Genomic DNA, 12,748 nt, shown 5'->3' on the forward strand with positions numbered 1-12,748 from the left:
CGAGATGGACCCGCGACGTGATCCACGTGGCGCGCTGGTGCGGCCGTACGCGGTCACCCGGGGCCGCACCGAGCCGTTGCAGAACATCGCGCTCGAAGCGGTGCTGTCGAGCACGCCTACGCAGTCGGCCGAGGCGCGCTTCGCCGGGCATGACAAGTACCGCATCTCCTCGGTCTGTGAGGGCCGGGCGCAGTCGCTTGCGGAAATCGCCGCTTACACCCGGATGCCGCTGGGCGTCACCCGGGTGCTGGTCGCCGACATGGTGGCCGAGGGCCTGCTGACGCTACACACTGCCGCTCCCGCGACGGGTTTCGCGGCGCGGATGAACCTGCTTGGAAGGGTGCTAAGTGGACTTCGCGAACTATGACCCCGACGGGGTGAACCGCGGCCGGGAGATCATCTCCGCGAAGATCGTGATCGCGGGTGGCTTCGGCGTGGGCAAGACCACGCTCGTCGGGGCGATCTCCGAGATCCAGCCGCTGACCACCGAGGCGCTGATGACCGCGGCCGGAGTGGGCATCGACGACGCGTCGAAGGTGCCCGGCAAGGAGACCACCACGGTCGCCATGGACTTCGGCCGTATCACCATGGCCGAGGACCTGATCCTCTACCTGTTCGGTACGCCGGGCCAGACCCGCTTCTGGTTCATGTGGGACGAGATCATCCGGGGCGCGGTGGGCGCGGCGGTGCTGGTGGACACCCGCCGTATCACCGACGCGTTCGCGCCGCTGGACTACTTCGAGAACCGCAAGCTGCCGTACGTCGTGGCGTTGAACCGCTTCGGCGACGCGCCGCACTACGAGCTGGAGGAGGTCCGGGAGGCGCTCGCCATCTCCCCGGACGTGCCGATGGTCCTGTGCGACGCCCGCCAGCGGGACTCGGTCAAGCAGGTGCTGGTCACGGTGGTCGAGCACGCGATGCTCCGCCTCCAGGCCGAGCACGGCTACCCGGCCTCGGTCGGTTGACCGCCTGCGGGTCAGTCGACCCGCAGGCGGTACCCCCGCTTGACCACCGTCTGCACCACGCGGGGCGCCTTCAGCCCGGCCCGCAGGCGGGCGACGGCCATCTCCACCGCGTGCTCGTCGGCGCCGCGCGGCAACGTACGCAGCAGCGCGGTGCGGGAGAGCACCTTCCCCGGTGACGCCGCGAGCGCCCGCAGCACCGCCATCGGCGCCGGCGCCAGCTGACGCAGCTCCCCGTCCACCACCGCGGCGTGCCCGCGCAGCGTCAGCACGTGCCCGGCCGCCTTCACCGAGACCGTGCGCCGGGGCAGCTCCTCGACGATGGTGCGGACCAGGGCGCCCAGCCGGGCCCGGCTCGGCGCGCTCACCGGCACCCCGCGCCGTACCAGCGGTTCGGCGGTGACGGTGCCGACACATCCGGCCAGCACGTCGCCGCGCAGCGCCTCCAGCACCGTCTCGGTACGGTCCCCGGCCGCCCGCAGCAGGGCCTCGGCCGCCGGTGCCGAGGTGAACGTGACCGCGTCGACGAGCCGCCCGGCCACCAGGTCGATGAGCCGGTGCAGCGGCGCCGGGTCGGCCGGCGGCGCCCACCGGTACACCGGCACCTCGATCACCGTGGCTCCGGCCGCCACCAGCGCGTCGGCGCACTCGGGCTGCCGCTCGCCGTGCAGTTGCATCGCCACCACCTGGCCGGCCACCCCGCGCCGGACCAGGTGCTCGACCACCTCGTCGCAGCTCTCCGAATCCGGGGACCAGTGCTCGCGCAGCCCGGCGGCGCGGATCGCACCGGTCGCCTTCGGACCGCGGGACACCACGTACGCTCCGGCGAGCGTGGTGCGCAGCGGCTCGGCCAGCCCCCAGCCCTCGGCCGCCTCCAGCCAGCCGCGCATGCCGATGCCGGTGTTGGCCATCAGCACGTCCGGCGGGTGTTCCAGGCAGGCCCGGGTGGCCTCACGCAGGTCGGTGTCGTCGGCCAGCGGGACGATCCGCAGCGCCGGGGCGAGCACCACCCGCGCGCCGCGCCGCTGGAGCAGCGCGGCGAGTTCGTCGCGCCGCCGGTCGGCGGTGACGCCGATGGTGAAGCCGGCCAGCTCGTCCCGCATCATTCCTCCTGCCGTAGCCGCACCTCGACCAGGCCGTCCCGGCAGCGCACCGGGTGCCGGCGCAGCGTCACGCCCGGTAGGTCCAGGCACCGCCCGGTGGTGAGGTCGTAGACCTGCTTGTGCAGCGGCGAGGCGAGCGTGGGGACCCCGCCCCGGCTGCCGACCAGGCCCCGGGACATGACGTACGCGCCGCCGACCGGGTCGAGGTTGTCCACCGCGTACAGGCCGTTCGCGGTGCGGAAGACCGCGACCTGTACGCCGTCGACGAGGGCGGCCACGCCCCGGTCGGGGTCGAGCCGGTCCAGCGGGCAGACCGGGGTCCAGTCCAGCGTGACGACGGGGCTCATCGGCGTACCTCCGGCAGGCCCAGCACGACGGGCTGGCGACGGTGTCCGCCGTCCGGGGGCGCGCCCCGGGCCGGCACCGGCTGGCCCCGCTCCTGGGTGAACGTGATGGACGGGTCGGGCACGTCGGGCGCGTTGACGAAGGAGGTGAACCGGCGCAGCCGGTCCGGGTCCTCCAGGACGTCGCGCCACTCGTCGGAGTAGCTCGCGACGTGCCGGGCCATCGCCGCGTCGAGGTCGGCGCAGAGCCCGAGCGAGTCGTCCACGAGCACCGACCGGAGGTGGTCCAGGCCGCCGTCCATGGCTTCGATCCAGGCGGCGGTGCGCTGCAACCGGTCGGCGGTGCGGATGTAGTACATGAGGAACCGGTCGATCAGCGTGACCAGCTCCGCCGTGCTCAGGTCGGTGGCGAACAGGTCGGCATGCCGGGGCCGGAAACCGCCGTTGCCGCCGACGTACAGGTTCCAGCCGCTCTCGGTGGCGATGATCCCGAAGTCCTTGCTCCGGGCCTCGGCGCACTCGCGGGCGCAGCCGGAGACCGCCGACTTGAGCTTGTGCGGCGCGCGCAGGCCCCGGTAGCGCAGCTCCAACGCGACGGCGAGCCCGACCGAGTCCTGCACGCCGTAGCGGCACCAGGTGTCGCCCACGCAGGACTTCACGGTGCGCAGCGCCTTGCCGTAGGCGTGACCCGACTCGAAGCCCGCGTCGACGAGCCGCCGCCAGATCTGCGGCAGCTGGTCGACCCGCGCGCCGAACAGGTCGATCCGCTGCCCGCCGGTGATCTTCGTGTACAGCCGGAAGTCGCGTGCCACCTCGCCGATCGCGATCAGCTTCTCCGGCGTGATCTCGCCGCCGGGTATCCGGGGCACCACCGAGTAGCTGCCGTCGCGTTGCAGGTTGGCCAGGAAGTGGTCGTTCGTGTCCTGGAGCGACGCCTGCTCGCCGTCGAGCACGTGCCCGGTGCCGAGCGAGGCCAGGATCGAGGCCACCACCGGCTTGCAGATGTCGCATCCGCTCCCGCGTCCGTGCTCGGCGACGAGCCGGGAGAACGTGCGGATGCCCCGCACCCGGATCAGGTCGAACAGCTCCTGCCGGCTGTGGTCGAAGTGCTCGCACAACGCCGTCGACTGGCGTACCCCGGCGGCGTCCAGCAACTGCTTGAGCATCGGCACGCAGGAGCCGCAACTCGTACCGGCCCGGGTGCACGCCTTCAACGCCGGCACGTCGGTCGCCCCGCCGGCGATGGCCGCGTCCAGGTCGGCCCGGGTCACCGCGTTGCAGGAGCAGACCTGCGCGGCCGGGGGCAACGCGCCCGCACCGGCGCCCGCGCCGCCGGCCGGCGCCAGCAACGCCAGCGGGGGAGCGGGCAGCGGTCCGCCGACACTGGCCCGCAACGCCGGGTACGCGCTCGCGTCCCCGACCAGCACGCCGCCGAGCAGCGTCCGCGCGTCGTCGGAGAGGACCAGCTTCGCGTACGAGCGGGTGGCCGGATCGGTGTACGTCACGTCGAGGCAGCCCGGGGTGACGCCGTGCGCGTCACCGAACGAGGCCACGTCCACGCCCAGCAGCTTGAGCTTCGTGGCGGTGTCCGCGCCGGGGAACGTGGCCGCGCCGCCGAGCAGCCGGTCCGCCACCACCTCGGCGGTGGCGTACCCGGGCGCGACCAGGCCGTGGCAGACGCCGTCCACCGCCGCACACTCGCCCACCGCCCAGATCCGCTCGTCGGCGGTCCGGCAGGCCGGGTCCACCAGCACGCCGCCGCGCGGGCCCAGCGGCAGCCCGGCCGCGCGGGCCAGCTCGTCACGCGGCCGGATCCCGGCGGCCACCACCACCAGCTCCGCGTCGAGCGTGCGCCCGTCGGCCAGGTCGAGCGCGGCCACCGTGCCGTCCGGTCCGGGACGCAGCGCCGTGGTGGCCACCCCGAGGTACGGCGTGACGCCCAGCTCCTCGACGTACCGCCGGAGCATCGCGCCGCCCGCCTCGTCCACCTGCACCGGCATCAGCCGGGGCGCGAACTCGACCACGCTGGTGGCGAGCCCGAGCAGCCGCAGCGCGTTCGCCGCCTCCAGCCCGAGCAGCCCGCCACCGATCACCGCCCCGGTACGGCGGCCCCGGGCGTGCTCCCGGATCGCGGCCAGGTCGTCCAGCGTCCGGTAGACGAAGACGCCGGGCAGGTCCGTGCCGTCGACCGGCGGCACGAAGGCGTACGAGCCGGTGGCCAGCACCAGCGCGTCGTACGGGTACTCGCCGGCCGCCGTGGTCACCACCCGCCGTGCCCGGTCGACGCCGGTGGCCGGTTCGCCCAGGCGCAGGTCCACTCCGGCGTCGGGGGTGTGCACCGTCAGCTCGTCGGCGTCCACCCCGTCGAAGACGGCCGAGAGCCGCACCCGGTCGTACGCCGGACGCCGTTCCTCGGCGAGCACCGTGACCCGCCACCGCCCGTGGGTGTCCCGGGTCCGCAGCGCCTCGACGAAGCGCTGCCCCACCATGCCGTTCCCGACCACCACCAGGCGCTCGCTCATGACGCCACCTCCACCGTCTCGCGATCCGCGTCGCGTACCTCGTCGGTTGCCTGCGGGTCCGCCTCGGCGAGCCAGCCGGCGATGCCGGCCACCGCGTCCCGGCAGCTGCCGCAGCCGGTGGCGGCCCGGGTCGCCGTGGAAAGTTCCGCCGCCGTCCGGGCGCCCGCCCGCCAGCACGCCACCAGCGCGCCCTTGCTCACGTCGTTGCACCGGCACACGGTCGCGGCGTCCGGCATCAGCGCCGGGGAGGCGGCCGGTCCGGCCGGCGTCTCGCCGAACGCCCGGCCGAGCAGCAGCGAACGCCGGTCCGCCGGCACCGGCGCGCCCCTGTCGAACAGCTGCACCACGGTGCCGACCGCCGGGTTGTCGCCGAGCAGGATCGCGCCGGTCAGCCGCTCGTCCCGGATGCGCAGCCGGGCGTAGGTGCCCCGGGCCGGGTCGGCGAAGGTCAGCTCCTCGACCGGGCCGCCCGGGTCGCCGGTGCCGGCCACGTCGCCCATCGCGGCCAGGTCGATGCCGGCCGCCTTGAGCCGGGTCACCGCCGGCCGGGGCCGGTAGCGGGCCAGCGGGTCCGCACCGGTCAGCACGTCGGCCACCACCCGGGCCTGCGCCCAGGCCGGCGCGACCAGCCCGGTCAGCGTGCCGTCGTGCTGCGCGCAGTCGCCGATCGCGGAGATCCGCCGATCGCTCGTCCGCATCCGGTCGTCGACCACCACGCCCCGCTCGACGGCGAGCCCGGCCGCCGCGGCGAGCGCGGTGTCGGGGCGTACCCCGCAGCAGAGCACCAGCAGGTCGGCGGCGAGCGTCTCGTCGTCGCCCAGGTGCAGGCGGACGCCGTCGGCGTCGGCGGTCACGGCGGTCGCCGGCACGCCGAGCCGGGACCGGACGCCCAGGCCGGCGAGCGTGCCCGCGAGGACCGCGCCGGCCGGTGGGTCGAGCTGGCGTTCCATCAGGTGCCCGACCGGGTGGACCACTGTCACGTCCAGGCCCCGCGCGGCCAGCCCGCGGGCCGCCTCCAGGCCCAGCAGCCCGCCGCCGAGCACGATCACGCGGCGCGCGCCCTCGGCGGCGGCGAGGATCCGCCGGCAGTCGCCGAGCGTGCGGAACGGGACGACCCGCTCGGGCAGCGGCGCGAGTCCCGGCAGCGGCGGCACCACGGCCCGGCTGCCGGTGGCGAGCACCAGGTGGTCGTACCCGTGCCGCTCGCCGTCGTCGGTGACCACCTCGCGGGCGGCCCGGTCCACGACGGTGACCGCCGCGCCGGTGCGGACCTCGACTCCCGGCCCGACTGCTTCGACCAGTTCCACGTCCGGCTCGCCGATGCGTCCGGCGAGCAGCGTGGAGAGCATGATCCGGTTGTACGCGCGGTGCGGCTCCGCCCCGAGCACCGTGATCCGCCGGTCCCCGCCGCGTGCGTGCAGCTCGGCGGCGAGCCGGGCGCCGGCCATGCCGTAGCCGACGACGACTGTGCGTTCGCTCATGCCGGCTCCACCCGGACCGCGCAGATCTTGAACTCGGGCATCCCGGAGACCGGGTCGAGGGCGTCGTTGGTGACCGAGTTGGCGCGTTGCGCGCCGGGCCAGTGGAACGGCGCGAAGACGGTGTCCGGCCGGATCGCCGTACTGAGCCGTGCCGGTGCGCGCAGCTCACCCCGGCGGGAGACCACCCGTACCGGCGCCCCCTCGGTCACACCGATCCGCGCCGCCAGGTCGGGATGCAGTTCCACGAAGCCGCCCGGTGCGGCGCGGCGCAACGCGGCCACCCGCCGGGTCTGCGCGCCGGACTGGTACTGCGCGAGCACCCGGCCGGTGGTGAAGTGCAGCGGATAGTCGGCGCACACCGGCTCGGCGGCCGGACGGTGGGTCACGGCGTGGAACCGGGCCCGGCCGTCCGGGGTGGGGAAGCGGTCGGTGAACAGCCGGGGAGTGTCCGGGCCGTCCCGGTCCGGGCAGGGCCAGAACACGCCGGTGTCGGCGTCGATCCGGTCCCAGGTGATCCCGGCGTAGTCGGCCGGGCCGCCGGACGAGGCCCGGCCCAGCTCCGCGAACACCTCGCGCGGATCGGCCGGCAACGGTGTCCCGCCGCCGCTGCTCAGCCGTTCCGCGAGCGCGGCGAGGATCTCCAGCTCGGTACGGACTCCGGCGGGTGGTTCGCGCAGCGCCCGGCGCCGCAACACCCGGCCCTCCAGATTGGTCATCGTCCCGTCCTCCTCGGCCCACTGGGCGACCGGCAGCACCACGTCGGCCAGCTCGGCCGTCTCGGAGCGGACGAAGTCCGCCACCACGAGCAGGTCCAGGGCACGCAGCCGGGACTCGACCCGCGCCGCGCGGGGCGCGGACACGACCGGGTTGGAACCGAACACCAGCAGCGCCCGCGCGCCCGACGGCGTGCCGAGCGCGTCGAGGAGCTGGTACGCCGGCACCCCCGGCCCGGGCAGCGTGTCCGGGTCGACGCCCCACACCCCTGCCACGTGCTCCCGGGCCGCCGGGTCGTCGATACGCCGGTAGCCGGGCAGCTGGTCGGCCTTCTGCCCGTGCTCCCGGCCGCCCTGCCCGTTGCCCTGCCCGGTCAGGCAGCCGTAGCCGGAACCGGGACGACCGGGGAGGCCCAGGGCGAGCGCCAGGTTGATGAAGGCGGTCACCGTGTCGACGCCCTTGGCGTGCTGCTCGGCGCCCCGCGCGGTGAGGACGACCGCGCGGTCCACGGTGGCCAGCGCGCGGGCGGTCGCGTACAGGTCGGCCACCGGCACGCCGGAGAGCCGTTCCACCTCCGCCGGCCAGTAGCCGGCCACCGTCCGCCGGACCTCGTCGAAGCCGGTGGTCCGCTCCGCGACGTACGCCCGGTCCAGCCAGCCCTCGGTGAGCGCGATGTGCAGCAGCGCGTTCGCCACCGCGAGGTCGGTGCCGGGCAGGGGTTGCAGGTGCAGGTCGGCCTGGCGGGCGGTGGCGGTGGCGCGCGGGTCGACGACGATCAGCCGCCCGCCGCGTTCCCGCAGGTCGGTGACGTGCCGCATCAGCGGTGGCATGGTCTCGGCCGGGTTCGCGCCGACCAGCAGCAGCGTGTCCGCGCGGCCGAGGTCGGCGAGCGGGAAAGGCAGTCCGCGGTCGATCCCGAACGCCCGGTTCCCGGCCGCGGCGGCCGACGACATGCACCAGCGCCCGTTGTAGTCGATGTGCCGGGTCCGCAGCGTCACCCGGGCGAAGCGGCCGAGCGCGTACGCCTTCTCGTTGGTGAGTCCGCCGCCGCCGAAGACGGCCACCGCGTCCGGCCCGTGGCGGTGCTGCACGTCCTGAACCCGGGCGGCGACGCGGCCGAGCGCCTCGTCCCAGGTGGCCGGCCGCAGTTCGCCGCCGGGCCGGTCGCGCAGCAGCGGGGTGGTGAGCCGGTCCGGGTGGTCGAGCAGGTCGGCGGCGGTCCAGCCCTTCTGGCACAGCCCGCCCCGGTTGGTGGGGAAGTCGCGTGCGGCGACCTCGACACCGCCACCGGTGGCGCGCAGCACCATGCCGCACTGCAAGGCGCAGTACGGGCAGTGCGTGGCGGCCTCGACGGGGCGTGACCCCGTTCGCGTCGCCGTGCGTGCACCGTCTGTCATGTCGGAAAAGCGTGCCGTCGGGCGGTTTCCGGTCCGGGTCTGCTCTGTTTCGGTCCTGTCACGACCGCTTCACACCGCACGTACGTGACGTCGTCCTCCGCGGGGTTTACAATGTGGGAAAGTTGTCTCAAATAACGGGAGGCTCCGATGGGCATGGCGGACGCGTTCGACGCGGTGGCCGGCAGCTACGACCAGGCCCGGCGCCGCCTGGTGCCCTGCTTCGACGCCTTCTACGGCACCGCTGTCGAGGTGGCCGCGCCGCCCCTGCGCGCCGCGCTCGCCGCCGGGCGTACCCCCGAGGTGCTGGACCTGGGCGCGGGCACCGGCCTGCTGTCCCTGCTGCTGGCCGCGGCCGTCCCCGGCATCCGCCTGACGCTCGTCGACGGCGCCCCCGGCATGCTCGCGGTGGCCGCCGGGCACCTGGAGGAACGTGGCGTGCCGCACCGCACGGTCCACGCCGACCTGGCCGCCCCGCTGCCCGCCGGCCGGTACGACGCCGTGGTGTCCGCGCTGGCCATCCACCACCTCGACGACTCCGGCAAGCGGGCGCTGTACCGGCGGGCCGCTGACGCGCTGGTCCCCGGCGGGGTGTTCGTCAACGCCGAGCAGGTGGCCGGACCGACCCCGGCGCTGGACCGCCGCTACGACGAGGTGTGGACGGCGCGGATCACCGAGTTGGGTTCCGACGCCGAGGAGATCGCCGCCGCGCGGGAGCGGATGCGGCACGACCGGCCGGCCCCGGTGGCCGAGCAGTGCCGGTGGCTGGCCGAGGCGGGACTGGTGGACGTGGACTGCTTCTTCAAGGAATGGCGCTTCGCCGTCTTCGGCGGTCAGCGGCCGGACGGATCGGCGAGGTGATTCTCGAGCCGCTCGGCGAAACGGGGTGCGCCGGCCTTCCGTAGGTGGGCGATCAGCTCGACCGCGTCCTTGTCCTCCGCGACGAGGCTGCGCCGGTAGTAGTCGATCTGCCGCGCCAGTGCCCGCAGAACCAGGGGCATCGAACGGTCGGCCACCCAGGTGAGGAACTCGTCGCCGGTGAGGACCGACAGGGATTCCCGTACGCATTCCGCAGGAAAGGCGCGCCGGTCGTCGGTCACCAGGATGTCGGCGCGGCCATGGACGGCGGCGGCCAGGACATGCCGGTCGTCCGGGTCCGGTGGGCACGGCACGTCGTTCGGCGAATAGCCGGTGACGAGGCCGTACGGAAATGCCTGGACGAAACGACGCCGCTGCCCACCGATCGCCTGCTCGGAATGCTCGGGCCGCTTGCGGCGCAGGCGGTACATCCATTCGGCCAGGACGTCCTCGCTGTACCGCAGATCGAAGACGGTGCAGTCGCCTTCGAGCGCGAGAAGGCTGATCCAGTCGCGAAGGGTCCTGGAATAGAGAACGTTCGCGTCCAGGAACACCAGTGGGGCGCTGGTGATCACAGTGGACACCCTACTCAGCGCCCCTTGGCCGGTCCGGGAACTACACGTCGTCGGTGAAGCCCAGCGCGTCGGACTCCCACATCAGGGCCTCGTACGACTTGCGTCGCTCCTCCATCTGTCGTTGCCGGAAAGCGAGGACGTCGCGGAGAAAGAGGCGCCGATGACTCCCGACCCGGTGGGACGCGATAGACCCGTTCTCCAGAAGACGGACGAGTGTGGGGCGGGACATGCCGAGCAGTTTCGCCGCCTCGGTCGTCGTCAGTTCGCGGGAGATGGCGCTGATCGCGACGCCGTCGCCGCGGGCGAGCATCGCCGAAATCTGATGGAGGACGTCGAACATCTGGGCGGGAACCTCGACCTCTTCGCCGTCCGCCGAGACGAGGCGGGCCACGCCCCCGCCTGCGGCAGGGGGGTGCCGCACGAGGAACTCCTCCATGGCGGCTGCCTTCTGGCGCTCCGCTCCCTCGGTGGGCATGACCGAGGCGGCCATGCCGGTGCTGAGGCTCATGACGGCTCCCTGTGGCAGACGTGGCTCGCGTCCCAACCGCTCGGACTGACACCATCGTCGCTTCCAAGTGCAATATCCGCAACCAGCTTCGTTTGTTTCACCTGCCGATGTCCTAATCCTCGACCGGTGGGGACGGGGATGACTACTGGTCATACCGATGGGTAGTCTTCCCGACATGACCGCCAAGGTGACGCTGTCGTTCTCCGACGAGACGATCGAGGAGGCGCGCCGCTTCGCCAAGCGGGAAGGGCTCTCCCTCTCCGCCTGGATGGACCAGGCCGCCCGGGAGAAGGCGCTGCGCGAGGTTTTCACCGCGCACGCCGACGCGGTCGGCCGGGCCGGCCTGGACCTGGAATCCGCCGCCCTGGCCGACGCCCAGGAGGCCGCGCTCGTCGACGACGCCCTGTTCGGCGGGCGTCCGCGTGCTGCGTAGGGGCGAGGTCTGGCGCATCTCCGGCGCCCGGGAACGGTTCGGCCTGGTGATCAGCTCCGACGTCTACAACGCCACGGCGGTGCCCATCGTGATCGTGGCCGAGGTGGTCGAGGAGTCGCTGCTGCGCGACTCGCCGCTCGCCGTGCCGATGGGCCCGTACGTGGTGATGCCCGACCGGATCTCCTCGCCGATGAAGAAGTGGTTCACCGAGTGCGTGGACGTGGCCGACACCGAGACCATGCAGCGGGTCGGCCGGGCGCTGCGGATCCTCCAGGAGCTGTGACCGTCTCACCGGCGCCGTCCGGCGGACGTGCGGTCTCCGTTGCCGGGCCGACGCGCGCGGGGCACGCCGGGGAAACCACCGGCTGAGAGCGTCCCCTCGTCATCGACGAGGAGGAGTCCGTCAGTGAGCACGCTCGTTTCCGCACCCACGCCGCCGCCGGCCACCACCGCCGGCCGGCTCACCGAATGGCGGCCGGAGGATCCGGCGTTCTGGGCGGCCGGCGGCGCCCGGGTCGCCCGGCGCAACCTGTACGTCTCGATCTTCGCCGAGCACGTCGGCTTCTCCGTGTGGAGCCTCTGGTCGGTGACGGTGCTGTTCCTGGGCCCCGAGTACGGCATCGACCCGGCGGGGAAGTTCCTGCTCACCGCCGTGCCGGCCGCGCTGGGCGCGGTGCTGCGGCTGCCGTACACGCTGGCCGTGGCCCGGTTCGGCGGCCGGAACTGGACCATCGTGAGCGCCCTGCTGCTGCTCGTACCGGCGGTGCCGATGGCCGTGCTGCTCGAGCCCGGGGTGTCGTACGCCACGCTGATGGTCCTCGCCTGCCTGTCCGGCGTCGGCGGCGGCAACTTCGCCTCGTCGATGGCGAACATCAACCTGTTCTTCCCGGAGCGGCTCAAGGGCCGGGCGCTGGGGCTCAACGCCGGCGGCGGCAACCTGGGCGTACCGGCCGTGCAACTCGTGGGGCTGGCGGTGCTGGCGACCGCCGGCGCCGCGTACCCCCGGCTCGTGCCGGCGGTCTACCTGCCGCTGATCGTGCTGGCCGCGCTGGCCGCGGCCCGCTGGCTGGACAACGTGCCGGGCGCGCGCAACGAGCCGGGCGCGCTGCGCGCGGCGGCCCGCGACCCGCACACCTGGGTGATGTCGGTGCTCTACGTGGGCACGTTCGGCTCGTTCATCGGCTTCGGGTTCGCCTTCGGCCAGGTGCTCCAGCTCCAGTTCCACGACCGGTTCCCGACGCCCGTCGACGCGGCCTGGCTGACCTTCCTCGGCCCGCTGATCGGGTCGCTGATCCGGCCGGTGGGCGGTCAGCTCGCCGACCGGCTGGGCGGGGCCCGGGTGACGTTCTGGAACTTCGTGGCGATGGCCGCCGGCGCCGGGCTGGTGCTGTACGCGGCCCGGGAGCGGTCGTTCCCGCTCTACCTGGCCGGGTTCCTGGCGCTGTTCGTCTTCTCCGGCATCGGCAACGGCTCGACGTACAAGATGATCCCGGCGATCTTCCGGGCCCGGGCCGTCACGGAGAGCGAGCTGACCGGCGACCCGGAGGCGGCGCAGCGGCGCGCCCGGCGCCTGTCCGGGGCGGTGATCGGCATCGCCGGCGCGGTCGGCGCCTCCGGCGGGGTGCTGGTGAACGTGGCGTTCCGGCAGTCGTTCCTGACCTCCGGCACCGCCGACGCCGCCTACCTGGCCTTCATCGGCTGGTACGCGCTCTGTTTCCTGGTGACCTGGGTGGTCTACCTGCGCCCCGGACCGCGTACGCTGGCCGGTGTGTGACCTGTGCCATGACGAACCCGCGGGCCACGCGCGGCGCGACCCCGTTTTGACCTGCCGCCGGGCGGCCGGGTATCGTTGCC

Annotated in this window: 13 protein-coding genes; 6 read left to right on the forward strand and 7 right to left on the reverse strand. The window is 73.9% G+C overall.

Features of this window, described 5'->3' with window-relative positions; translation table 11 throughout:
* Window positions 1–4 precede the first annotated feature (4 nt).
* Together V6U82_RS11335 and V6U82_RS11340 are read left to right on the forward strand one after the other, a co-directional pair.
* On the forward strand, window positions 5–367 hold the full coding sequence (locus V6U82_RS11335; protein WP_013288587.1) for a DUF742 domain-containing protein: 363 nt from the start codon (window positions 5–7) through the stop codon (window positions 365–367).
* Window positions 348–965 carry a GTP-binding protein gene (locus tag V6U82_RS11340; protein ID WP_013288586.1) on the forward strand — a complete coding sequence of 206 codons (618 nt, stop codon included), beginning with the start codon at window positions 348–350 and terminating at the stop codon, window positions 963–965. Before V6U82_RS11335 ends, V6U82_RS11340 begins: the two co-directional genes overlap by 20 nt.
* Before the next feature lie 11 nt (window positions 966–976).
* Here V6U82_RS11340 and V6U82_RS11345 read toward each other — a convergent pair whose 3' ends face one another.
* From V6U82_RS11345 to V6U82_RS11365, 5 genes are read right to left on the reverse strand one after another with little or no spacing between them, the layout of a single operon-like run.
* Window positions 977–2,065 carry a uroporphyrinogen-III synthase gene (locus tag V6U82_RS11345; protein ID WP_128138209.1) on the reverse strand — a complete coding sequence of 363 codons (1,089 nt, stop codon included), beginning with the start codon at window positions 2,063–2,065 and terminating at the stop codon, window positions 977–979.
* Window positions 2,065–2,412, reverse strand: a complete 348-nt coding sequence (gene nirD / locus V6U82_RS11350) for a nitrite reductase small subunit NirD (RefSeq protein WP_013288584.1) — start codon at window positions 2,410–2,412, stop codon at window positions 2,065–2,067. The genes V6U82_RS11345 and nirD overlap by 1 nt, the downstream gene beginning before the upstream one ends.
* The gene (nirB, locus tag V6U82_RS11355; RefSeq protein ID WP_334460865.1) at window positions 2,409–4,931 is read right to left on the reverse strand and encodes a nitrite reductase large subunit NirB; all 2,523 of its coding nucleotides are present in this window, start codon (window positions 4,929–4,931) and stop codon (window positions 2,409–2,411) included. The genes nirD and nirB overlap by 4 nt, the downstream gene beginning before the upstream one ends.
* Window positions 4,928–6,412, reverse strand: coding sequence for an FAD-dependent oxidoreductase (locus V6U82_RS11360; RefSeq protein WP_334460866.1), 1,485 nt, complete (start codon window positions 6,410–6,412; stop codon window positions 4,928–4,930). The genes nirB and V6U82_RS11360 overlap by 4 nt, the downstream gene beginning before the upstream one ends.
* A complete protein-coding gene (locus V6U82_RS11365) occupies window positions 6,409–8,523 on the reverse strand; it encodes a molybdopterin oxidoreductase family protein (RefSeq protein ID WP_334460867.1) in 2,115 nt (704 codons plus the stop codon). The genes V6U82_RS11360 and V6U82_RS11365 overlap by 4 nt, the downstream gene beginning before the upstream one ends.
* Before the next feature lie 147 nt (window positions 8,524–8,670).
* Between V6U82_RS11365 and V6U82_RS11370 the strand changes: the two genes are divergently transcribed.
* Window positions 8,671–9,381 (forward strand): class I SAM-dependent methyltransferase, encoded by a 711-nt coding sequence (locus V6U82_RS11370; protein ID WP_334460868.1) that lies wholly within the window; start codon window positions 8,671–8,673, stop codon window positions 9,379–9,381.
* Here the strand turns inward: V6U82_RS11370 and V6U82_RS11375 are convergent.
* Both V6U82_RS11375 and V6U82_RS11380 read right to left on the reverse strand, forming a co-directional pair.
* Complete coding sequence (locus V6U82_RS11375; protein WP_334460869.1) at window positions 9,354–9,953, reverse strand: PIN domain-containing protein; 600 nt, start codon at window positions 9,951–9,953, stop codon at window positions 9,354–9,356. The two genes, V6U82_RS11370 and V6U82_RS11375, sit on opposite strands and share 28 nt — an antisense overlap.
* A 40-nt stretch (window positions 9,954–9,993) precedes the next feature.
* On the reverse strand, window positions 9,994–10,461 hold the full coding sequence (locus V6U82_RS11380) for a helix-turn-helix domain-containing protein (RefSeq protein WP_128137388.1): 468 nt from the start codon (window positions 10,459–10,461) through the stop codon (window positions 9,994–9,996).
* 175 nt (window positions 10,462–10,636) lie between these two features.
* Between V6U82_RS11380 and V6U82_RS11385 the strand changes: the two genes are divergently transcribed.
* From V6U82_RS11385 to V6U82_RS11395, 3 genes are all read left to right on the forward strand, one after another.
* Window positions 10,637–10,894 carry a DUF6364 family protein gene (locus tag V6U82_RS11385; protein ID WP_181726592.1) on the forward strand — a complete coding sequence of 86 codons (258 nt, stop codon included), beginning with the start codon at window positions 10,637–10,639 and terminating at the stop codon, window positions 10,892–10,894.
* Window positions 10,884–11,177, forward strand: a complete 294-nt coding sequence (locus V6U82_RS11390) for a type II toxin-antitoxin system PemK/MazF family toxin (protein ID WP_128137390.1) — start codon at window positions 10,884–10,886, stop codon at window positions 11,175–11,177. Before V6U82_RS11385 ends, V6U82_RS11390 begins: the two co-directional genes overlap by 11 nt.
* Before the next feature lie 123 nt (window positions 11,178–11,300).
* Complete coding sequence (locus V6U82_RS11395; RefSeq protein WP_334460870.1) at window positions 11,301–12,668, forward strand: nitrate/nitrite transporter; 1,368 nt, start codon at window positions 11,301–11,303, stop codon at window positions 12,666–12,668.
* The last annotated feature ends 80 nt before the right edge of the window (window positions 12,669–12,748 follow it).

The sequence above is a fragment of the Micromonospora sp. CPCC 205554 genome, from assembly GCF_036902745.1.
Taxonomy (GTDB): Bacteria; Actinomycetota; Actinomycetes; order Mycobacteriales; family Micromonosporaceae; genus Micromonospora; species Micromonospora tulbaghiae.